Origin of the sequence: Mesorhizobium sp. M0615 (assembly GCF_040320805.1) — a bacterium.
Taxonomy (GTDB): Bacteria; Pseudomonadota; Alphaproteobacteria; order Rhizobiales; family Rhizobiaceae; genus Mesorhizobium.
On record NZ_JAMYQI010000010.1, the window covers coordinates 207,740 to 229,734 of the forward strand.

The 21,995-nt window shown below is 63.9% G+C and carries 19 protein-coding genes; 9 read left to right on the plus strand and 10 right to left on the minus strand.

The features are described 5' to 3' along the window. Window positions 1–60: 60 nt before the first annotated feature. Window positions 61–1,467, plus strand: a complete 1,407-nt coding sequence (locus NKI46_RS19495) for a M48 family metalloprotease (protein ID WP_245260137.1) — start codon at window positions 61–63, stop codon at window positions 1,465–1,467. Between the two features lie 92 nt (window positions 1,468–1,559). Here NKI46_RS19495 and NKI46_RS19500 read toward each other — a convergent pair whose 3' ends face one another. Further along, window positions 1,560–2,417, minus strand: coding sequence for an RNA polymerase factor sigma-32 (locus NKI46_RS19500; protein ID WP_023825040.1), 858 nt, complete (start codon window positions 2,415–2,417; stop codon window positions 1,560–1,562). Window positions 2,418–2,814: 397 nt separating this feature from the next. On the opposite strand from NKI46_RS19500, the gene NKI46_RS19505 reads away from it, so the two are divergent. The 3 genes from NKI46_RS19505 to NKI46_RS19515 all read left to right on the plus strand — a co-directional run bounded on the left by NKI46_RS19505 (window position 2,815) and on the right by NKI46_RS19515 (window position 5,170). Continuing rightward, a complete protein-coding gene (locus tag NKI46_RS19505; RefSeq protein WP_023702802.1) occupies window positions 2,815–3,588 on the plus strand; it encodes an amino acid ABC transporter substrate-binding protein in 774 nt (257 codons plus the stop codon). A 137-nt stretch (window positions 3,589–3,725) separates the two neighbouring features. Continuing rightward, window positions 3,726–4,406: an amino acid ABC transporter permease gene (locus NKI46_RS19510; protein ID WP_352747464.1), complete on the plus strand. Its 681-nt coding sequence runs from the start codon at window positions 3,726–3,728 to the stop codon at window positions 4,404–4,406. After that, window positions 4,403–5,170: an amino acid ABC transporter ATP-binding protein gene (locus NKI46_RS19515; RefSeq protein WP_023673665.1), complete on the plus strand. Its 768-nt coding sequence runs from the start codon at window positions 4,403–4,405 to the stop codon at window positions 5,168–5,170. Before NKI46_RS19510 ends, NKI46_RS19515 begins: the two co-directional genes overlap by 4 nt. A 180-nt stretch (window positions 5,171–5,350) precedes the next feature. Here NKI46_RS19515 and NKI46_RS19520 read toward each other — a convergent pair whose 3' ends face one another. From NKI46_RS19520 to NKI46_RS19545, 6 genes are all read right to left on the minus strand, one after another. Further along, window positions 5,351–5,932: a CarD family transcriptional regulator gene (locus tag NKI46_RS19520; protein WP_023673664.1), complete on the minus strand. Its 582-nt coding sequence runs from the start codon at window positions 5,930–5,932 to the stop codon at window positions 5,351–5,353. Window positions 5,933–6,358: 426 nt separating this feature from the next. Beyond that, the gene (fdxA, locus tag NKI46_RS19525) at window positions 6,359–6,697 is read right to left on the minus strand and encodes a ferredoxin FdxA (RefSeq protein ID WP_013529180.1); all 339 of its coding nucleotides are present in this window, start codon (window positions 6,695–6,697) and stop codon (window positions 6,359–6,361) included. Between the two features lie 252 nt (window positions 6,698–6,949). Further along, entirely contained in the window at window positions 6,950–7,336 is a 387-nt protein-coding gene (locus tag NKI46_RS19530; RefSeq protein ID WP_023737349.1) for an RNA-binding S4 domain-containing protein, read from the minus strand. A 17-nt stretch (window positions 7,337–7,353) separates the two neighbouring features. Continuing rightward, window positions 7,354–10,905, minus strand: a complete 3,552-nt coding sequence (locus NKI46_RS19535; RefSeq protein WP_023749353.1) for a helicase-related protein — start codon at window positions 10,903–10,905, stop codon at window positions 7,354–7,356. Between the two features lie 695 nt (window positions 10,906–11,600). Continuing rightward, window positions 11,601–12,326, minus strand: coding sequence for an acetoacetyl-CoA reductase (gene phbB, locus NKI46_RS19540; protein WP_023698448.1), 726 nt, complete (start codon window positions 12,324–12,326; stop codon window positions 11,601–11,603). Window positions 12,327–12,455: 129 nt separating this feature from the next. Beyond that, complete coding sequence (locus NKI46_RS19545) at window positions 12,456–13,640, minus strand: acetyl-CoA C-acetyltransferase (RefSeq protein WP_023712818.1); 1,185 nt, start codon at window positions 13,638–13,640, stop codon at window positions 12,456–12,458. Window positions 13,641–13,942: 302 nt separating this feature from the next. Between NKI46_RS19545 and phaR the strand changes: the two genes are divergently transcribed. Next, window positions 13,943–14,557 carry a polyhydroxyalkanoate synthesis repressor PhaR gene (gene phaR / locus NKI46_RS19550; protein WP_023685813.1) on the plus strand — a complete coding sequence of 205 codons (615 nt, stop codon included), beginning with the start codon at window positions 13,943–13,945 and terminating at the stop codon, window positions 14,555–14,557. Between the two features lie 45 nt (window positions 14,558–14,602). On the opposite strand, the gene NKI46_RS19555 is transcribed toward phaR, so the two are convergent. After that, window positions 14,603–15,070, minus strand: a complete 468-nt coding sequence (locus tag NKI46_RS19555) for a GNAT family N-acetyltransferase (protein WP_352747468.1) — start codon at window positions 15,068–15,070, stop codon at window positions 14,603–14,605. Between the two features lie 38 nt (window positions 15,071–15,108). Then, complete coding sequence (locus NKI46_RS19560) at window positions 15,109–15,528, minus strand: rhodanese-like domain-containing protein (protein ID WP_023702797.1); 420 nt, start codon at window positions 15,526–15,528, stop codon at window positions 15,109–15,111. An 89-nt stretch (window positions 15,529–15,617) separates the two neighbouring features. Between NKI46_RS19560 and ftrA the strand changes: the two genes are divergently transcribed. Continuing rightward, window positions 15,618–16,610: a transcriptional regulator FtrA gene (gene ftrA / locus NKI46_RS19565; RefSeq protein WP_023737350.1), complete on the plus strand. Its 993-nt coding sequence runs from the start codon at window positions 15,618–15,620 to the stop codon at window positions 16,608–16,610. On the opposite strand, the gene NKI46_RS19570 is transcribed toward ftrA, so the two are convergent. Next, on the minus strand, window positions 16,607–17,746 hold the full coding sequence (locus NKI46_RS19570) for a citrate synthase (protein WP_023737351.1): 1,140 nt from the start codon (window positions 17,744–17,746) through the stop codon (window positions 16,607–16,609). The genes ftrA and NKI46_RS19570 overlap by 4 nt on opposite strands. Before the next feature lie 92 nt (window positions 17,747–17,838). Between NKI46_RS19570 and NKI46_RS19575 the strand changes: the two genes are divergently transcribed. From NKI46_RS19575 to NKI46_RS19585, 3 genes are all read left to right on the plus strand, one after another. Next, entirely contained in the window at window positions 17,839–18,927 is a 1,089-nt protein-coding gene (locus NKI46_RS19575; protein ID WP_352747472.1) for a citrate synthase/methylcitrate synthase, read from the plus strand. A gap of 201 nt (window positions 18,928–19,128) precedes the next feature. Beyond that, window positions 19,129–20,259, plus strand: coding sequence for a patatin-like phospholipase family protein (locus NKI46_RS19580; RefSeq protein ID WP_023825035.1), 1,131 nt, complete (start codon window positions 19,129–19,131; stop codon window positions 20,257–20,259). A gap of 508 nt (window positions 20,260–20,767) precedes the next feature. Further along, on the plus strand, window positions 20,768–21,946 hold the full coding sequence (locus NKI46_RS19585) for an efflux RND transporter periplasmic adaptor subunit (RefSeq protein WP_023715055.1): 1,179 nt from the start codon (window positions 20,768–20,770) through the stop codon (window positions 21,944–21,946). Window positions 21,947–21,995 lie beyond the last annotated feature (49 nt).

Here is a 21,995-nt window from a genome sequence, read left to right on the forward strand (position 1 = left end):
AGACCGCTGGTGCGCTTCCTCGCGCTGGCCGGCCTTGCCGTGGCGCTGGCCAGCTGCCAGATGTTCACGCCTCCCGAAGTGCAGGAATCCGGCTTCCAGCCTTCCGACAAGCCGATCACGGTCGACAATGTCGCCGCCAACAGCAAGCTTGCCGAACTGGCGAAGGCACAGCATCCGCGCATCCTTGCCACCTATGGCGGCGAATATTCCGATCCCAAGCTCGAGCGCATGGTGGCCAAGGTTGTCGGCAGCCTGACCGTGGTGTCGGCCAATCCGACCCAGACCTATCGCATCACCATCCTCAATTCGCCCAACGTCAACGCTTTCGCGCTGCCGGGTGGCTATCTCTACGTCACCCGCGGCCTGCTGGCGCTGGCCAATGATTCGGCCGAACTCGCCGCCGTCATCGCGCATGAGATGGGCCACGTCACCGCCAATCACGGTCTGCAGCGACAGCAGCTCGAGGCCGAGGAAGGCCTGGCGACCAAGGTGGTCTCCGATGTGCTGGGCGACAGCCCGACCGCCAAGCAGGCATTGATCCGCGGCAAGCTGAGGCTGGCGCAGTTCTCGCGCAACCAGGAGCTGGAGGCAGACGCCATCGGCATCAAGTCGATCGGCGAGGCGGGTTACGATCCCTATGCCGCCGGGCGTTTCCTGCAGTCGATGTCGGCCTACACCGATTTCCGCTCGATCAGCGGCGCCACCGACGCCAGCCTCGACTTCCTGGCCACGCACCCCAACACGCCGCAGCGAATTGATCTGGCGCAGCGCCACGCCCGCCAGTTCGGCGCGCCGGGCATCGGCACCCGCGACCGCGATTCCTTCCTGGCCGGGATAGACGGCCTGCTCTATGGCGACACGCCGGAAGAGGGCTATGTGCGCGGCCAGACCTTCCTGCATCCGGGCCTCGGCGTTTCGTTCACGGTGCCCGACGGCTTCATCATCGACAATTCGGCGGCGGCGGTGACGGCGACCGGTCCCGGCGACATGGCGATCCGCTTCGACGGTGTGTCGATCGACAAGGATCGTGCGCTGACCGACTACATCAGAAGCGGCTGGGTGGCCGGTCTCGACGAGACCAGTGTGCGCCAGGAGACGATCGACGGCAACCAGGCGGCGACCGCGCACGCCGGCGCCGATGGCTGGCAGTTCGACATTGCGGTGATCCGCGCCGGCGGTCAGGTCTACCGGCTTTTGACAGCGGCCCCCTCGGCCAGCACGACACTCGATCCGGTGGCACGCTCGGTCAGCGGTTCGTTCCGCGTGCTCAGCCCCGCCGAGAAGGCGGCACTGAAGCCGCTGCATATCCGCGTCGTCACGGTACAGGCCGGGCAGACGATGGGCACACTTTCGGCGCAGATGGTCGGCGTCGACCGCAAGCTCGATCTGTTCCGCGTGCTCAACGCGATGTCGCCGGGCGCCTCGGTTTCGGCCGGCGACAAGGTCAAGATCGTCACGGACAGATAGCGCCGGTCTTCGTCAGAAACCCCAGCCTTCGTAGTGCTTTTTTCTGAGATAACTTTTCTGAGATAACTCGGGGTACCCCGTTCCTGGCAATCTCAGGCCGCCATGAACTCCGGATTCTGCTTCACCAGCGCGAGCTTGAGCTTTTCCATGGCGCGGGCCTCGATCTGCCGGACACGCTCCTTGGAAATGCCGAGCGTCTCGCCAAGCGCCTCAAGCGTCGCACCTTCGTCGCTCAGCCGACGCTCCTCGATGATCCTGAGTTCGCGGGCATTGAGCGCGCGGAGCGCCGTCTTCAGCCACATCAGGCGCCGTTCGACGTCGATGGTGTCGCCGGCGACCTCGTCAGGCAATGGATCGTCCGAAATCAGGAAGTCCATCCGCTCGGTGGTACCGGCCTCATCGGCGAGCGGTGCGTTGAGCGAAGAGTCAGGTGCTGAAAGCCTGGAATCCATCTTCTCGACATCGGCCTCGGAGACGCCGAGGGCTACCGAGACTTCGCGGTAGAGCGTGGCGTTGGAGATCGGCTCGGCGCCATTGGCAAGACGGGCGCGCAGGCGCCGCAGGTTGAAGAACAGCGCCTTTTGCGCCGAAGAGGTGCCGCCGCGAACGATCGACCAGTTGCGCAGGATGTAGTCCTGCATCGAAGCGCGGATCCACCATGTCGCATAGGTCGAGAAGCGCACCTCGCGCTCCGGCTCGAAACGCGCGGCTGCTTCCAGCAGCCCGACATGGCCCTCCTGGACCAGATCGCCGAGCGGCAGGCCGTAATGTCGGAATTTCGAAGCCATGGAGATGACCAGCCGCATATGGGCGACGGTAATCTGATGCAGCGCCTGCTGATCCTGGTCTTCCTTCCAGCGCAAGGCGAGAACATGTTCCTCATCGCGCTCGAGGTAAGGGGCTTTCATTGCCGTGCGGACCATGGTCCGTCCTGCCGTGTCTTCGATCATGCCGCGCTCCTGCTCCCGGACATTTTCGGACGGCCTGGCGGCCGTTATCTCTGTTTGACGCAATTCCGAAGGAAACCGCTTTCCCACTTTCGTGGAATTGCTTCGGGCCTAGCGCAGCCAAGGGTTCTTGAAATGGAAACGCGGCGCCCTACAACAAGCCATGAACGTGCCATACCGGGGATTGGTTCCGCCGCCGAGGGCGGTTGTTTTGTGCGGTCCGACAGGGCGCATCGACACCGCAGATCGGGACTATTGGCACGGATCCGAGCTGCTTTGAGAATCTGATTTCTGGATCGCCGTTTTTTTGAAATCTGGTTCCTTATTATGCTGCGCTGTATCTGTCAGTTTCCGGCTCTCACAAGCGCCGGACACCGGCCAAGGACGGGATCACATAGAAATGAAATGGCTCAATTCGCTCATCGTCGCCGGAACGCTGCAGGTTCTGGCTGTTACATCAGGCCATGCCGGCGCCAATCTTGACCAGATCAAGCAGGCCGGCACCCTCAAGGTCGGCACCGAAGGCACCTATGCACCCTTCACCTATCATGATGCTTCCGGCGCGCTGGTCGGCTTCGATGTCGAGATCGCCAAGGCGATCGGCGACAAGCTCGGCGTCAAGGTCGAGTTCCTCGAAGGCAAATGGGACGGGCTGATCGCCGGCCTCGACGCCAACCGCTACGACGCCGTGATCAACGAGGTCGGCATCACCGACGCGCGCAAGGCCAAGTACGATTTCTCCGATCCTTACATCGCCTCCAAGGCCGTGCTGATCGTGCGCGGCGACAATACCGACATCAAGACCTTCGCCGACCTAAAGGGCAAGAAGTCGGCACAGTCGTTGACATCGAATTTCGGCAAGCTCGCCGAGACCAACGGCGCCGAACTTGTCGGCACCGACGGCTTCGACCAGTCGATCCAGCTGCTGCTCACCGGCCGCGCCGACGCCACCATCAATGACAGCCTGTCTTTCCTCGACTTCAAGAAGCACAAGCCGGACGCCAATGTGAAGATCGCCGCGCAGGAAGAGAACGCCGACTATTCCGGCGTCATCGTGCGCAAGGGTGATCCGGAGCTGGTCGCGGCGATCAACAAGGCGCTGGCCGACATCAAGGCCGACGGCACCTACAAGAAGATCGCCGATACCTATTTCGGCCAGGATGTCTCGCAGTAAAGACCATCTCCCGGCGGTTTGCCGGCAATGACAAATAGCGGCGGGCCGTCTTTGACGGCTCGCCGTTATTCGCATGATATGAGAAGCACACAATCGCACTGCCGTCACCGCGGCGGTCTGTGAGGGAGGAGCCGCTCGTGCCGCACTGGCTACACCTGATGCTGGACTCGTTGCCGACACTGCTGTGGGCGGCGTTGATCTTCACCGTACCGCTGACATTGCTATCGTTCGCACTCGGCCTGTTCGTCGGCCTGGTTGTCGCCCTGGTGCGGCTGTTCGGCCCCAAGCCTCTGGTTGCCGTGGTCCGCTTCTATGTCTGGATCTTTCGCGGCACGCCGCTTCTGGTGCAGCTGTTCCTGATCTTTTACGGCCTGCCTTCGGTCGGCATATTGCTGGATGCTTTTACGGCGGCGCTGATTGGCTTCACCCTCAACATAGGCGCCTACAGTTCGGAAATTATCCGCGCCGTGATCGGCTCGGTGCCGAAGGGCCAGTGGGAAGCGGCCTATTCGATCGGCATGACCTGGAGCCAGGCGATGCGGCGCACCATCCTGCCGCAAGCCGGCCGCGTCGCCGTGCCGCCGCTGTCCAACACCTTCATCTCGCTGGTCAAGGATACGTCGCTGGCCGCCGCCATCACCGTGCCGGAGATGTTCCAGGCGGCGCAGCGCATCGTCGCCACCACCTATGAACCGCTGATCCTCTATGTCGAGGCGGCGATCCTTTATCTGGCGATGAGCTCGGTGCTTTCGGCCTTGCAGACGCGGCTGGAGGAGCGGCTCAACCGCTATGGCGGCTTCCTGGAGGCGCGCTCATGATCGGCCTCACCGATATCGAAAAGCGCTTCGGCGACAATCTGGTGCTGAAGGGCGTGACGGTCACCATTGCCGAAGGCAGCGTCACCGCGCTTGTCGGTCCCTCCGGCGGTGGCAAGAGCACTCTGCTGCGCTGCATCAACCTGTTGGAGATCCCGACCTCGGGCATGGTGCGCATCGGCGACGAGACGCTGGAATTCCGTCCCGGCATCAAGATCCCCAGCCGCGACATCCAGCGCCTGCGGCTGCAGACCGGCATGGTGTTCCAGAACTTCCAGCTGTTCCCGCATCGCACCGCGATCGAGAACGTCATGGAAGGCCTGGTGACGGTGCTGAAATGGCCGACGGCAAAGGCGCGCGAGCGGGCACTGGCGCTGCTCGAGAAGGTCGGCATGGCGCACAAGGCGGACGATTGGCCGGCAACGCTGTCGGGCGGCCAGCAGCAGCGTGTGGCGATCGCCCGCGCCCTGGCGCCGTCGCCGAAAGTGCTGCTCTGCGACGAGCCGACCTCGGCGCTCGATCCGGAACTGGCGCAGGAAGTGGTCGACGTGCTGGGAAAGCTCGCCAGCGAAGGCACCACCATGGTGATGGCCACGCACGACCTTCGCCTTGCCTCCAAGATCGCGCAGGAGGTGGTGTTCCTCGATGCTGGTGTCGTCGTCGAGAAGGGGCCGTCCACCGTGGTGTTCAGCAATCCGGAGCGGGAACGGACCAAGCGTTTTATTGCGACGCTGAAGCAGGAGGCGGAGAAGGAAGCCGGCGGCTGAGCCTTCTACGTTCCCCTTGTGGGGAGTGTCGGACGGAAGGTCCGGGTGCGGTCTGGTGTCGTCCCCATCCTCGCTGCTTCGCAGCGACCCTGCCTGGGCGAGCCACGGGTCTCGCCCGTCCTTGGAAAACAAAAACCCGGCACAAGGCCGGGTTTTTCATGATTTCGACGGTGAAAGCGATCAGGCAGCTTCTTCCTGCTCGGCTTCCTCATTGTCGGCCTTGGCGCCGCGCTTCGGGCCCTTGTTGAGGTTGACCTCGATCAGGCGCACGGCTTCGGTTTCCGACATGCGGTTGACTGCCGCGATCTCGCGCGCCATGCGGTCGAGTGCCGCCTCATAGAGCTGACGCTCGGAATAGGACTGTTCCGGCTGGTTGTCGGCACGGTAGAGGTCGCGCACGACTTCCGAGATCGAGATCAGGTCGCCCGAATTGATCTTGGCATCATACTCCTGCGCACGGCGCGACCACATGGTGCGCTTGACGCGGGCGCGGCCCTGCACGACCTTCAGCGCGCGCTCGACATAATCCTCTTCCGACAGCTTGCGCATGCCGATGGAGGTCGCCTTGGCGACCGGAACCTTCAGGCGCATCTTGTCCTTCTGGAAGTCGATGACGAACAGTTCCAGCTTGTGGCCCGCAACTTCCTGCTCGTCGATCGAGACGATCTGGCCGACGCCGTGTGCCGGATAGACGATGTACTCGCCGGTCTTGAAACCGTGGCGTGCCGAGGTGGACTTCTTCTGCGGGGTGATCGTTGCCATTACGCCCTGAACTCCTTGTTGTGGCACCGGCGGCCTGCCGGTCCGAACGCATGCGACCGGGGACACCGATCGTTAGCCGCACAACAGATGAACCCATCGGAAAAAGCCGGGACCGGCAAACCGCATACATAGCGACTGCCTGGCCCAGATCGCTCTGGTCCGATTGGGGATTTCACCTTTCAGTGATTTGGGGCGCTTGCGCCATAAATCGACGTTGTGTCACCGGCATGTTTCAACTGGTGTAGCACAAAAAGTCGGAAGAATCAAGGTTTTGCTGCAAACGCGAAGGTCGAGCGACATCGCCGCCCGTCAAGGCAGTTAATGTATGAGGCGCGTTACGCAGCGTTATGACGATCCAATAGGCCGCACTTTTTTGCTTTGCGCATCACCCTTTCCGAAATCGATTCCGATTCCAGGGTCATGCGCTCAGTCACCTTCGCCGGGCTCAGCGGAGAAATATTTCTCGAACTTGCCGGCCTCGCCGTCGAAGCTCTTGGCATCTGCCGGAGGCTCCTTCTTGGCGGTGATGTTGGGCCATTTCTCGGCGTATTCGGTGTTGACCTGCAGCCATTTGTCGAGGCCCGGCTCGGTGTCGGGCTTGATTGCATCGGCCGGGCATTCCGGTTCGCAGACGCCGCAGTCGATGCACTCGTCGGGATGTATGACAAGCATGTTCTCGCCCTCGTAAAAGCAGTCGACCGGACAGACCTCGATGCAGTCCATGTATTTGCATTTGATGCAGTTGTCGGTCACGACATAGGTCATTGGTCGGCTCCGGGACGTCCCGTTCTTGCTAGGGCGATGTGCGTCCAATTGGACGCATAAAGTACGCTCTGACACTTTGAATCTGCGCATCGTGCTTTCCGAAAATCGATCTCCGATTTTCGGGCCGATGCGGCGGCTTTTTTGGTGAGGTAACGCCTTTGCCTGCCGCTTGCAAGGGCAGCCATTGCCGGCGGGGCCGGCGTGTCCGGAATGAAATTCCAGATCGTCGCCATGGCGCAGACGGCCAAGGCTTCAGTCTTCGCCGAACAGCCGGTCGGTTTGCCTGCGCTCTTTCTTGGTCGGCCGGCCGCTGCCGGCGTCGCGCAGCGCCGGAATGGCATCGGCAACAGCCTCGCCTTTCGGCGCCGGCGGCGGGGACATGTCCTCGTAGAGCGTGCGCGCTTCCTCGGCCGGACCGCGCCGCACGCCGGTGCCAAGCACCTTCCAAATGAAAATACGGCGCTCGTGCGTAATGGTCAAAACGTCGCCAGGCTGGACCAGATCGGAGGCCTGCGCTGCTTTGTCGCTGTTGATGCGGACGCGTCCGGCGACAACCAGCTTGGCCGCCAGCGAGCGCGATTTTATCGCGCGCGAAAAGAACAGCCACTTGTCGATGCGCTGACGACCTTCAGCAACCATCGCAGCGAACCTGGGGCTTATTTCTTCAGCTGGTCGCGCAAGGCGGCGAGCTTGGCGAAGGGCGAGTCCGGATCGAAGCGCGCAGGGCGTTCCTCGCGTGGCTTGGCTTGGAAAGCCGGCTTGGCGCCTTGCGGTCCGCCTTTGCCTTCCGGCCTGCCGCCTTTCCAGTCAGGCCGGCCCTCGCGCGGACGCTCGCCTTGCGGCTTGCCGTCGCGGCGCTGTTCGCCCTCGGCCTGCGGCTTGGGCTTGAACTTCGAACGGTCGAAGCGTGGCTTGGCGGCACCGTCGCGCTGGTCGCGCCGGCCCTGATAGGCCGGCCGTTCGCCCGGTGCCGGCTGTCCGCCGGCAGCGTCGGCCGGCGCATCGGCGCGGCCAGCCTGGCCGTTACGCGGGCGATTGTCCCGGCCTTGACGATGGCGCGGGCGCTGCTCGAAACGACCCTGCCGCCACAGCAAGATGGGCTTTGGCGCTTCGGCCTCGGGGACAGGCTCAGCGCTTCCACCCTCCCACTCGTGGGGAGGGTCGGCGCGCAGCGCCGGGGTGGGGGCAGCGCCGGCGTCGGCGGTTGCGCCTGAAGTGTCTGCTGTGTCTGCACCTGCTTCGTTAACGCTGTCACCCCCACCCGCGTCGCTTCGCGCCGCGACCTCCCCCATCGAGGGGGAGGTAAGGGCGTCGGCGTTTTCGGCGACGGTGGCGTCGGCGCTTTCGGGGACGGTGTCGTCAGCTTCTGCAACAGCCGGAGCTTCTTCCGCGATTTCTATGGGAGCTTCGACCTGTTCTTCCGCGACGGGCTCCGCCGTTGCTTCCTCGATGGCTGGAGCTTCGGCGGTGGCTTCAACGGCCGCAGTTGGCTCCGAACCCTCGGGAGGCGCGCCCGGCTGAGCGTCCGCAGCAACGGCCGCTGCGACTTCGGCGACGGGCTCCTCAGCCGTAATCTCGGTGGCTGCATCCGGCTCCGACCCAACGGCCGGCGCCTCAGCGACGGCTTCACTTGCCACGGCTTCCGCCGCCTGAGCCTGCTCGGCCTTTGCTGCGGCTTCCGCCAGCTTGGCCGCAGCCGCTTGCCGCGCGGCATTGTCCTGCGCTTCGAGCCGCGCCTTCACCTCTGCCGGCGGCTTCGGCTCGGCGCGATAGCCGAGACCTTTCAGGATCTCTTCCATGTCGTCGGCGGTGGCGCCGAGGATGGACATCATCGGCGGCGTCACCATGAAGGACTGGCCGTCATAAGCGCCGTCGGGGCGCTGTCCCAGACCGGGCTTCCAGTTGGTCGCAGGCCGGATCAGGTCGGCCAGCCGTTCCAGAATGTCGATGCGCACGGCGCGGCGCCCGAGATTGCGGTAGCCGGCGAGCCTGTAGAAGCTCTTGTCGAAGGCCGGGTCGATGACCACCGATGTGCGGCCGGAAGCCAGGGCGTGCACCACGTCGCCAAAGCCGGGCTTGTCCTTGCCGTCGTTCTTCAGCGCCCACAACAGCGTGATCAGTCCGGCGGGCGCCGGCTTGATCAGCGCCGGCACGAAGACATGGTAGGCGCCGAAGCGCACACCGAGCCGGCGCAAGGCGGCGCGACCCTCCTGGTCGAGCGACTTCATTTCCTCGGCGATGTCGCGGCGGTTGATGAGGCCGAAATGCTCGACGAGCTGGAAGGCGATGCCACGGCCGATGCCGGCGATCTGCTCGGCATTCTTCAAGTCGACCAGCGGCTTCAGCAAGGATTCGATCTGGAAATTGACGAAGCGCTCGGCGCGCGCGGCGACCTTGTCGCGGGCGGGACCAGTCAACTGCTCGTCGGCCAAAAGCACCAGGCGCGGCTTCAGCGCGTCCTCGCCGGCAACCAGCGTGCCGATCGGCGCGCCGATCCAGCGCAGCGTGCCGTCGGAGCCGAGCGCAAGGTCGCCATTGGCGCAGGCGCCGAAGCGTTCGGCACGTGCCTCGAACTCGGCGGCCAGCGCTTTTTGCGCTGCCGTGCGCACGGCCTTGGCGTCTTCGCCGCCGGCGCTCTGGTCGGCGGTGAAGCGGAACCCTTGCAACTCGCCGACATGATGGCCTTCGACAAGGACGGTTCCGGTAGGACTGATTTCGGCTTCAGGCATTGTATTTTCTCTAAGGCGCCGCATGAGGACGGAAGTCCTGCGGTCTACAAACCGTTTCGTCAACCGCTCATGCAGCGCATCCGACAATCTGTCTTCGATTTCGCGCGTCTTTTCCCGCCAGTGTGCCTGATCGGCCAGCCAGCCCGGCCGGTTGGACACGAATGTCCAGGTGCGGATCTGCGCAATGCGGTGCGACAGCGTGTCGATGTCCCCCTCGGTCGTATCGGCGCGGCGCACCTGCTCGGCCATGTAGTTCTCGTCGACATGGCCGTGTTTGGCGAGGTCGGTGTAGATAGAAGCGATCAGGTCGGAGTGCTGGGCCGGCGCGATCTTGCGGTAGTCCGGCAACGCGCAGGCTTCCCACAGCAGCGCGACGCGCTTGGCATTGGTAGCCAGCGCGCGGATGTCCTCGTCGCGGGAGAGATGTTCGAGCGCCTGCGCATCGACCGCCGGCAGCGCGCGCGTCAGGCCTTCGACCGGCGCGTTGGCCTCGATCGAGCGCTTCAGCGCGTCGAGGCTGGCGAAGTCGAAATGCGCGGTGCGCCATTGCAGCACCTTCACCGGATCGAACTCGTGCCCCTCGATGCGCTTGACCAGTTCCTCGTCCAGCGGATCGACCTGGCCGGTGACGCCGAAGGTGCCGTCGCGCAGATGCCGGCCGGCGCGGCCGGCGATCTGGCCGAGCTCGGCCGCCGTCAGGTTGCGGTACTGGTAGCCGTCGAATTTGCGGTTCTGGGCGAAGGCGACATGATCGAGATCAAGGTTGAGCCCCATGCCGATGGCGTCGGTGGCGACGAGATAGTCGACGTCGCCTGCCTGGAACATTGCCACCTGGGCGTTGCGGGTGCGGGGCGACAGCGCGCCGAGCACGACCGCCGCTCCTCCTTGCTGGCGGCGGATCAGCTCAGCGATGGCATAGACCTCGTCGGCGGAGAAAGCGACGATCGCCGTACGCCGCGGCAGGCGGGTCAATTTCTTCGAGCCGGCATAGGCCAGGTGCGACAGGCGAGGGCGCGTCACCACCGAGACGCCTCTCAGCAGCTTTTGCAGGATGCCATGCATGGTGGCCGCGCCGAGCAGCAGCGTTTCCTGGCGGCCGCGCAGGTGCAGGATACGGTCGGTGAAGATGTGGCCGCGCTCGAGGTCGCCGGCGAGTTGCACCTCGTCGATGGCGACGAAGGCAACGTCGGTCTCGCGCGGCATGGCTTCGACGGTGCAGACCGAATATTTCGCGCCGGGCGGCTGGATTTTTTCCTCGCCGGTGATGAGCGCCACCTTGTGGGCGCCGACCTTTTCGCAGACGCGGGCATAGACCTCGCGCGCCAGAAGGCGGAGCGGCAGGCCGATAATGCCGCTCTCATGCGCCACCATGCGCTCGATGGCGAGATGGGTCTTGCCGGTGTTGGTCGGACCCAGCACGGCAGTCACGTCGCGGCCCGACAGGATCAGCGGCTCGGTGTGTTTCGGCTGGATGTTCATCGGCCTGGAGATGAGGCTTTCTGCATCGTGTTGTCGGGAGCGCGCCTCGCATGGCGCGTATGACAGGCGACACATAGGGATTTCAGGCGCGAAGCGAAAGCGGAATGTTCCGGCCGGCAGTCCCACGGTTCGTCGTTGAGGTCTCAATTAACAGTTGGAACGAGTCTGGAACGAATCGGCGACGAATCAGTGACTCCGGCAGATTCAGCTTTTGTTCACGGCTACATGTGGATTTTGCGAGCCTGAGTCTCACCATATGCTGAATCGCGGAAACTGGCCCGATTCCTGCAAGGCGACCATTGGCGTTAACCTTTGCCGGCGGGGCATCGTCGTGATCCGATACGCCTCGGCTAACATTGTGAAATTGTTGAATTTTCTTAATCGGCCTTAACCAGTTTCCGGTGGTTCCCGGCCTTGGTCGTTAACGTTCCGCTCAAAGCCGGAACGAATCGGTGACGAATCAGCGATCGCGGGATTTTCCTGGTTTGTTCACCCCAACATCTTGTGTTATCCACAGCTTGTCCACCGAGAATTCACAGCTTGCGAACCGGGTTTTGCACAGGGCGCCTAAAAATCGTTAATCTTTGCGTGCCGGAACGGGTCAATGTCTCGCGCGCGGCCCGGGGAACATCGCCGCCCGGCGATGAAAAACGGGCCATAAGGCGGCCCGTCCTACCGGGCGAAATTGCTGTCGTTCAGGCGAAGTACTGGCCGCCATTGGCTGTGATGGTCGAACCGGTGATGAAGCCGGCGTCTTCGGACGCGAGGAAGACGACGCAACGCGCGATCTCTTCCGGTTCGCCGAGGCGGCCGACCGGGATCTGCGGGATGATGCGTTCATTCAGCACCTTCTCGTCGATCGCCTTGACCATCTCGGTGGCTATGTAGCCGGGGCAGATGACATTGACTGTGATGCCCGCGCGCGCGCCCTCCTGCGCCAGCGCCTTCGAGAAGCCGATGTCGCCGGCCTTTGCGGCGGAATAGTTGACCTGGCCGGCCTGGCCTTTCTGGCCGTTGATGGAGGAGATGGTGATGACGCGGCCGAATTTGCGGTCGCGCATGCCGCCCCACAGCGGATGCGTCATGTTGAAGACGCCAGACAGATTGGTGTCGATGACTTCCTTCCACTGCTCGCGCGTCAGCTTGTGGAACATGGCGTCGCGGGTAATGCCGGCATTGTTGACCAGCACCGAGACCGGGCCGAGATCGGCCTCGACCTGTTTGATTCCGGCGGCACAGGCGTCGTAGTCGGCGACCGACCATTTGTAGGCCTTGATGCCGGTTTGTGCGCTGAACTTCCCCGCTGCCTCGTCATTGCCGGCATAGTTGGCGGCAACGGTGTAACCGGCATTCTTCAGGCCGATCGATATGGCGGCGCCGATGCCGCGCGATCCACCGGTGACGAGCGCTACTTTGGTCATTGAAAGTTCTTCCTCCCTTTGGTCGGAAGAAGGGAATAGGGAGTAGGGAATAGCGAGTAGGGATCGATATCCCGCCGCGCTGCTCCTTCTTCCCTATTCACTACTCCCTATTCACTACTCACTTCTTGTTCACAGCGCTTCCACGCACAGAGCGACGCCCATGCCGCCGCCGATGCACAGCGTGGCAAGGCCCTTCTTGGCGCCGCGGCGGCGCATCTCGAAAACCAGCGTGTTGAAGACGCGGGCGCCCGACGCGCCGATCGGATGGCCGATGGCGATGGCGCCGCCATTGACGTTGACGATCGACGTATCCCAGCCCATGCCCTTGTTGACGGCGCAGGCCTGCGCGGCGAAGGCTTCATTGGCCTCGACAAGGTCGAGGTCCTTGACCGACCAGCCGGCCTTCTCGAGCGCCCGCTTCGAGGCGGGAATAGGTCCGGTTCCCATGATCGCCGGATCGACGCCGGCCGTCGCCCAGGATGCGATGCGCACCAGCGGGGTGATGCCGCGCCTTGTGGCTTCAGCCTCGCTCATCAGCAGCGCGCCGGCGGCGCCGTCATTGATGCCCGACGCGTTCGCGGCGGTCACGGTGCCGTCCTTGTCGAAAGCCGGCTTCAGCTTGGACATGGCGTCGATGGTGGCGCCGTGGCGGATGTACTCGTCCTGGTCGACGACAGTGTCGCCCTTCCTGCCCTTGATCGTGAAGGCGACGATCTCGTCCTTGAACTTGCCGGCCTTCTGCGCGGCCTCGGCCTTGTTTTGCGAGGCCAGCGCAAACTGGTCCTGGTCGTCGCGGGTGATCTGGAACTGGCGGGCGACGTTCTCGGCGGTGTTGCCCATGTGGTAGCCATTGAAGGCGTCCCACAACCCGTCCTTGATCATGGTGTCGATCATCTTGTAGTCGCCCATCTTGACGCCGGCGCGCAGGTGCTCGGCATGCGGCGACAGCGACATCGATTCCTGGCCGCCGGCGATGATCACCGTGGCGTCGCCGGCGGCGATCTGCTGCATGCCGAGCGCGATGGCGCGCAGGCCAGAGCCGCAAACCTGGTTGAGCCCCCAGGCGGTGGTCTCCTTGGGCAGGCCGGCATTGATCGACGCCTGGCGGGCGGGGTTCTGGCCCTGCGCGGCGGTCAGCACCTGGCCGAGAATGACCTCGTCGACTTCGCCCGGCTCGACGTCGGCGCGCGCCAAAAGCTCCCTGATCACGACGGCGCCAAGTTCATGCGCCGGGGTGGCGGCGAAGGCGCCGTTGAAGGAGCCGACAGCCGTGCGTGCGGCGCTGGCAACGACGATTGAATTGGAAGCGGACATTTTTCTCTCCAGACTTCGAGGTGTCGTGTTCTTGGGGGCTTGTTGGGACTTTTCTTGCCCGTTCCACACCCCAAGTCAAACCGGAAATGGGCATGCCGGCCAAGCGCCGCAAGCAGGGCGTGAGCGGCCGGCGGGATCGCCCAACCTTTGCTGCGCAGCATAATTGGCCGGCCATGCAGCAATAAATGATGCCGCACTGCACAAAGCGCTTGGAATTATAGAGCTTTTGCGCATATCCTTAAAAATGGCGCAATCGTTACCGGCGGCTTACTCAGGCGCGCCGGTGTCCCGGGAGGATGCTGATGGCCGCGAAAGACGACCCTATCATTATCAAGAAATATGCCAATCGCCGGCTCTACAATACCGGCACCAGCACCTATGTGACGCTCGAGGATCTGGCCGAGATGGTCAAGAAGGGCGAGGAGTTCACCGTCCAGGACGCCAAGACCGGTGACGACATTACCCATCCGGTGCTGACGCAGATCATCTTCGAACTGGAGAACAAGGATGGGCAGAACATGCTGCCGATCCCGTTCCTGCGCCAGCTGATCGCTTTCTATGGCGACCAGATGCAGCAGATCGTGCCGAGCTTCCTCGAACAGTCGATGATGGCCTTCTCCAAGGAGCAGGAGCGGTTCCGCGAACAGATGAAGGGCGCGATCGGCAAGTCGCCGCTGGATGTGATGAAGATCGCCACGCCGATCAAGGCGCTGGAAGAGCAGACACGCCGCAACATGGAAATGTTCCAGAACGCGATGCGCCTGTTCACGCCGTTCCCGACCGCCGCCACAAATGCTGCGGCCGCGGCTGCACCCGAGCCGGCCCGCAAGGACGTCCCGGAAAAGAGCGGCGACGACCTTCAGGAACTGAAGCAACAGATCGCCGCCATGCAGCGCAAGCTCGATACGATGTCGTAAGCGACCGCCGCATGGTCGACCGCCCTCAGTTGGTCGAGGCGGCCGTCACGGGTCGATTTTCAGCTGCCACGGTTCCCAGATATCGTCGGGCTGGCCGTCGAGCGAGCGGTAGAAGGCTTTGGCCGACGAGTTGGATTTCAGCACCGTCCATTTGATGGCGGAGGCGCCAATGCTCAAAGCGTGTTGGCGAAGCTGTTCAACAAGCGCATGGCCGACCCCCATGCCGCGCGTCGCTTCAGTGACGTAGAGTTCCTTCAGCCAGACAACCGGCTTCAGGTCGTAGGTCCAGGGGATGAGGTAGTGGACGGCGATGCCGACGATCACGCACTCTCGCTCCGCCACCAACACGCCGAACCGGGGCGATGGCCCCAGCCCGTGCTCGATGAGGTTCGCTTCGGTGACGCGAAGCTTGTCGTCATAACCCTCGAAGACGGCTAGCGCCCGCATGAGGGCGAGCACCGCACCGACATCCTGGCGCTCGAATGGACGAATTCTAACCATCGCCTTCTGCATGCTTGCTCAGTCTTCAAGGCCGACCATATCGCGTGGCCTCACGCGTGCAAGACACCGGGCTCCTTGCCTGAAGCGAAAGGAAGGTCCTCGTCCTGCCAACCGGTTATGCCGCCGATCATGATCTTCACGGGACGACCGAGGCTGGCCAGCTTGAAGGCCGCCTGATCCGCGCCATTGCAATGCGGTCCCGCGCAATAGACGACGAACAGCGTCCTTTCGGGCCATTGCACCATCCGCCCGGCCGATATTTCGCGGTGGGGCAGATGCAGCGCGCCCGGCACATGGCGGCGTCCATAGGCTTCCGGCGAACCGACCACATGCAGGAGAACAAAGTCCGGCTCTCCGGCACGCAGTGCGGCGGCGACGTCGGAACAGTCGGTCTCGACGGAAAGCCGGCGCAGAAAATGGTCGCGGGCGATATCCGGCGATGCCGCCGGAATGTCTGTCACGTGGCTCATCCTCGTATCTCCATTGCTGATGCGACGGAGAGATAAGACAGGAAGCAGGGCGATTGCAGCTGGCAGCTTTGCCATATATCGTCAAGATCATGCCATCCTCTGCGAATCCGCGCCCTGCCAACCCTCTTGTCGTTGCCGTTGCCTATGACGGGCTGTGCACGTTCGAGTTTGGCGTGGCGGTTGAGATCTTCGCCTTGCCGCGGCCGGAAATGGGTGAGGATTGGTACCGTTTTGCGGTTGCCGGTATTGATACCGGTGAAATGCGCGCGCTGGGCGGCGTGCGTATTGTTGCCGACGGCGGGATCGATCTGATCGGCCAGGCCGGCACGGTGATCGTACCGGGATGGCGCGGAACGGAGGCTCCGGTGCCGCCGGCGCTGATCGAGGCGCTTCGAAAGGCACACGAGCGCGGCTCTCGCATTCTTTCGATCTGTTCGGGCGTGTTCGTGCTTGCCGCCGCCGGCCTGCTGGCGGGCAAAAGAGCGACCACGCATTGGCGCTACAGCGAGAAGCTGACGGAGATGTACCCCGACATCACCGTGATTCCGGACGTTTTGTACATCGATGAGGGCAATGTGCTGACATCGGCAGGCAGTGCCGCGGGCATCGACCTTTGCCTGCATCTGGTGCGGCGCGACTTCGGCACCAAGGCGGCAAACATGGTGGCGCGGCGTCTGGTGGTGCCGCCGCATCGCGACGGCGGTCAGGCGCAGTATGTCGAGAGCTCCGTTCCCGAGCCGCACGAGCGCAGCCGGCTCGGACCGTTGATCGACAGGATGCGCGCCAATATTTCCGCCGATTATCCGGTCGCCATCTTGGCCGAGCTTGCCGGGATGAGCGAGCGGACGTTCCTGCGCCGGTTCGCGGCCGCGACCGGCGTCACGCCGGCGCGCTGGCTGCTGTCGGAACGGCTTTCGCGGGCGCGCACGCTGCTGGAAGACACCGCCATGCCGATCGAACGGATTGCCGAGACCGCCGGCTTTGGCGCGGCAGGCACGCTGCGGCATCATTTTCGTCAGCAGTTCGCCACGACGCCCGTCGCGTACCGTGCGCGGTTCGGGAACACGGCCAGGTCGGCTTAAGTCACGCGTCCCTCATAGCGGCCACGCGGCCTGATGATGCTGCCGCTAATGATCTGTTCGACCATATGCGCGGCCCAGCCGACACTGCGTCCGAGCGCAAACAGCTGGAACGGTGCATCGCGCGGCAAGCCAAGGCCGCGCGTCAGAGCGGCCAAGGCGAAGTCGATGTTGGGCTGGGCACCGACCGCCGCCATGGCGGCTTTTTGCAGCTGTTGCAGCGTCTCGTCGACAGGGATGACTTCCAGAAGTGCGGTGGCACGGGGATCGCCGTCGGGATAGAGCGGATGGCCGAACGCCGGCAAGGGCCGATCATGGCCGAGCCAGCGCCGGATCGCCGCATCCGCGCCGTGGGCTGCTGCATCTTCAGCCAGTTGCATCGCCGCTTCGCCGGCGCCACCGTGGCGCGGGCCGGACAGCGTTGCCAAGCCGGCCAGCAGGCATGCGGCAGGCGAGGCGCCTGTGGACGCTGCGACGCGGGCGGCAAAGGTCGATGCGTTGAGTTCATGATCGGCGAGCAGGACGAGGGCGCAGCGGATCGCTTCCGCGCCGGCATCATCCACCGACCAGCCCTGCGCCAGGCGCTTATGGACGGGCGCTGTGCCGGCTTCAGCGCCCAGCGACTGCGCCAGCGCTCCGACTGTGCGCGCGGCCTCGGTGCACAGCGAGGCGGCGCTGCGTCCTAGCGAAGGCCGCCCGTGGCCTGCAAGCATGGCAAGCTGCGCAAAGGCCGAGGCGCGGCCGACTGGATGAGGCGCTTCAGGTGACGGAGCTTTGAAAGCCACCGGTTCAGGCGAGGCCCAGAGCACAGCAGCGGTTTCCTCCAGCGTCGCCGCTTTGGAGAGCGCAACGGCGTCTTGCCCTCGATAGATCAGTCGACCGTGCAGCACAGTCGAAATCGCGGTGACAATCGAGGGTTCGCCCCAGGCGATCGCACTCTCGGCGATGGCCGAGGGACTGCGGCCCCGCGCCCGGCGGGTCGCCAATGCCGCGATGTCGTCGGCGCGGTACTGGCTGCGGCGCGGGTCGCTCTCATCCGGCCGCATGCCGATGCGGCCACGGCTGACATAGGCGTAGAGCGTCTGCGGCCGGACCTTGAGCCTTTCCAGCGCCTCTTCCCGCGACAGCCATTCGGACATTTTAGCTCACATATTGATTATATTGATCAAGATTGATCGAGGCGCAGCCCAACCCTTATCTCCCATGCAGAAAAGCTGCAAGGAGATGAGATATGGCGAACGGGCTCGATGATGTGGTGGCGGCGGAGACCGTGCTCTCCGATGTCGATGGCCTTGGCGGCCGCCTGACGATCCGCGGTCATTCGCTGCCGGAATTGGCGGGACGATGGCGCTATGCGCAAGTGGTTCGCCTGTTGCTCGACGGCTTCTTCGACGGCCTTCCCGGCGATGCCGAACTGGCAGCGAGGCTGGGCAAGGCTCGCGTCGAGGTGTTCGAGCGGCTTGCACCCTCGCTGCCGCTGCTCGCACCGCTTGAGATCTATAGCGCCATGCGCGCCGGCATGGCGCTGCTGCCGGATGGCGAGACGCTGACGGACGCCTTGCGGCTGATCGCGGCGCCCGCCGTGCTGACGCCGGCTCTGCTGCGGCTGGCGCGCGGCGAGCAGCCGACCGCACCTGACGCCAAGGCCGATCATGCCGCCGACATGCTGAGGATGCTCGAGGGATCCGTCCCGTCGCCGGCGCTGGCAAGGGCACTCGACACCTATCTGGTGACCGTGTGCGATCACGGCCTCAACGCCTCGACCTTTGCCACCCGCGTCGTCGCATCGACCCTGGCAGGGCTGACATCGTCGGTGCTGGCCGGGCTCGGCGCGCTCAAGGGGCCGCTGCACGGCGGCGCGCCCGGCCCGGTGATCGAGATGCTCGATGCAATCCAGGCGCATGGCGACGCGGCCGGTTGGCTGCGCGAGAAGGTCGCGCATGGCGAGCGCATCATGGGTTTCGGCCATCGTATCTACCGCGTGCGCGATCCGCGCGCCGATGTGCTGAAAGCCGTCGTGCGGCAGCTCGGCAGCGAAGGCGAAGCCGGCCGCCGGCTGGCCTTCGCCGAACAGGTCGAGCAGACGGCGCTCGAAGTGCTGCGGATCGCCAAGCCGCAGCGCTCGCTGCAGACCAATGTCGAGTTTTACACAGCGCTTGTGCTTGAGGCGGCTGGCTTTCCGCCACAGGCGTTCAGCAATGTCTTTGCCGTCGGACGTGTCGCCGGCTGGATCGCGCATGCGCGCGAACAGCAGACGACGGGGCGGCTGATCCGTCCACAGTCGCGCTATGTCGGGCCGGTGCCGGACCTCGTGGCCTGAGGCCCGCCTGTTTCGGTGGAGCAGCCCCTTCAAAGCGGGGCTTTCTTCATGACCGAAATTTCATGTGATCACGCGACCGTGTTCGTGTTCTTGCCTTGGTCATCCCTTATATGCTGCACTGCAATATAAGTCCGCTGCCGTCGAACCCGCCCGATTTCCGGGCGGAATGAGGCAGCAGCGACCAAACCGAACAGGAACGCCATGACCAAAAACGGCAAGGCGGAGGAAACGAAGAAGATCAACATCGCGCTGCAGGGCGGCGGCTCGCACGGGGCTTTCTCCTGGGGTGTACTCGACCGGCTGCTGGAGGATGGCAGGCTCGACATTTCAGCCGTGTCCGGCACCAGCGCCGGCGCGATGAATGCGGTGGCGCTGGCCGATGGTTTTGTGCGCGGCGGCGTCGAGGGTGCACGGCAAAAGCTGGACGACTTCTGGCGCGCGGTGGCGGCCAAGGGCCGCTTCAGCCCGGTGCAGCGCATGCCGTGGGACGTCGCCTGGGGCAACTGGTCGATCGAGAACACGCCCGGCTATTTCTTCTTCGACACCATGTCCCGAGTGTTTTCGCCCTATGTCGCCAATCCGCTGGGCTTGAACCCGCTGCGCGACGTGGTCGAGCAGGAGATCGATTTCAAAAATGTTCACGCCTGCAAGTCGATGGAGCTGTTCATTTCGGCGACCAATGTCGAGACCGGCCAGCTGCGCGTCTTTTCCGACGGCGAGATCGACCTCGACACGGTGATGGCCTCGGCCTGCCTGCCGCAATTGTTCCGCGCCGTCGAGATCAAGGGCGTGCCCTATTGGGATGGCGGCTATGGCGGCAATCCGGCGCTGTTTCCGTTCTTCAAGACGGCGGCGACGGAGGATGTGCTTTTGGTGCAGATCAATCCGGTGGTGCGCGAAGGCACGCCGAAAAGCGCCAACGAAATCCAGAACCGCATCGACGAGATCACCTTCAATGCCGGGCTGCTGAACGAATTCCGCTCGATCGCCTTCGTCAAGGAACTGATCGCCGCCGGCCGGCTGCCGCCTGGCGAATACCGCGACATCCGCATGCACCGCATCGATGCCGACGAAGCGTTCAAGGATCTGTCGGCGTCATCCAAGGTCAACGCCGAATGGGCTTTTTTGACCTATTTGCGCGACCTTGGCCGCATAGCGGCGAGCGACTGGCTGGAGGAGAATTACGACGCCGTCGGCAAGCGGCCGACGCTCGATCTTTCCGGCGAACTCGATGACGGCTTCAAACCGGTGCGCGGGCCGGCACCGGGACGGCGGGTGAAGGAATTTCTCGCCGCCCGCAAGAAGCCGGACGCGGAACGCCGGCGGGCCTGAGTCCGCCCGGATCGATCAAGACGATCAGCGAAGTGTTCGGCAAATCGGAGTAGCGCCGATGACTTTCCGTCCCGGAACAACCGTTGCGTGTGACGGTATACAAAATCATACTGACGCCTGCTGCCATTCACTGAGTGGCTACGCAGGTCGCGCCCACATTTGAGCGTCAAGGCACAGGGGGGTGTCAGTGCTCAAAACGCCTTGAAAACAAAGCGCCTCCAACATCCGTATGGTTCCGAGACTGTGGTTCCGCCGCCTGACGGGGCGCCGATAAAACCGTTTTCGTTGGCCACACTACATCGCCTGGCACAATGTTCCTGCAACTTTTCGACTGTATTGCGATGCAACTTTGATGTAGAAGCGCGGCTTCGCCGTTCACGGCAAATTGAACACGGCCTGGCGCGCACCCATATCGGCGACGCGCCCGAGTTGGAAGACACGGTAGCTGTTAGACGACGGACTCCTGTTGGATAACGACTTGGCCGAACCCCGCAGTGGAAAAACAATGATGCCGAAGATCAGGTTTCACAAGCTTGCCGCTATTGTTGTGCTCATCGGCTTCGCGGCCTGGATGGGAACAGGCGCGTTCTCGTCCGTCGGCAGCGCCGCTGTCGAAGGTGCTGGCAAGGCAGGCGATCAGGCCAAGCCGGGCGATCAGGCCAAGGCGCCGGATGCAGCCAAGGCGGCCGAGGCCGAACCGAAGGCGCCGCTGCGCACCGTCGCTGTGGTGACGCCGCCGCGCAAGACCTATGCCCGCGCCATCCGCATTTCCGGGCTGACCGAGGCCGACAAGCGCGCCGTGCTGGCGACGCGCGTCGCCGGCGTCATCGAAAAGCTGCCGGTCAAGCAGGGCGATCACGTCAAGACCGGCGATCTGGTGCTGATGCTTGCGGCGGAAGAAAAGATCTCGATGGTCGACAATGCCAAGCAGCTCGTCGTGCAGCGCCAGGCTGAACTCGACGCATCGCTGCGGCTCATGAAGACCGGCAATCTGCCCAAGCTGCAGCTCGACACGGCGCGTTCGAATCTGACCGCTGCGCAGTCGCAGCTGGAAACGGCGCAGGCCGAACTCGAGCGCAATCTGGTCAAGGCGCCCTTCGACGGCGTCATCGACCGGGTGCCGGTGGAGCTCGGCAGTTCCATCATGCAGGGCGGCGAGGTGGCAACCATCCTCAAGCTCGATCCGGTGATTGCGCGCGGCGAAGTCAGCGAACGCGACCTCGGCTATCTCAAGCTTGGCGACAAGGCCACTGTCCGGCTGGTCAGCGGCCAGACCGTCGAAGGCACCGTGCGCTACATCAGCCGCGACGCCTCGTCGGCCACCCGAACCTTCCGCGTCGAGATCGCCGTCCCCAATGCCGACGGCTCGGTGCCGGCCGGCATGACGGCAGAGATTGCGCTCAGCGCGCAGCCGACCGACGCCGTCATGTTGCCGCGCTCCGTGGTGACGCTGGGCGACAAGGGAGACCTCGGCATCCGCGCCGTCGACAAGGACAACAAGGTGGTATTCTTCCCGATCGACCTCGTTGACGACTCGCCGAAGGGCCTCGTGCTTGGCGGCATTCCCGCCGATGCCCGCGTCATCGTCGCCGGCCAGGAACTCGTGAAGGAAGGCGACGTAGTCAAGCCGGTCGAGGCCGACCAGGCGACCATCCAGAAACTGTTGGGCGAAGCGACAACGCAGTAGCGCCGGGTGGCCCCGGACGGGGGCAACCGGCCGCAATGCGGCTCCTGAA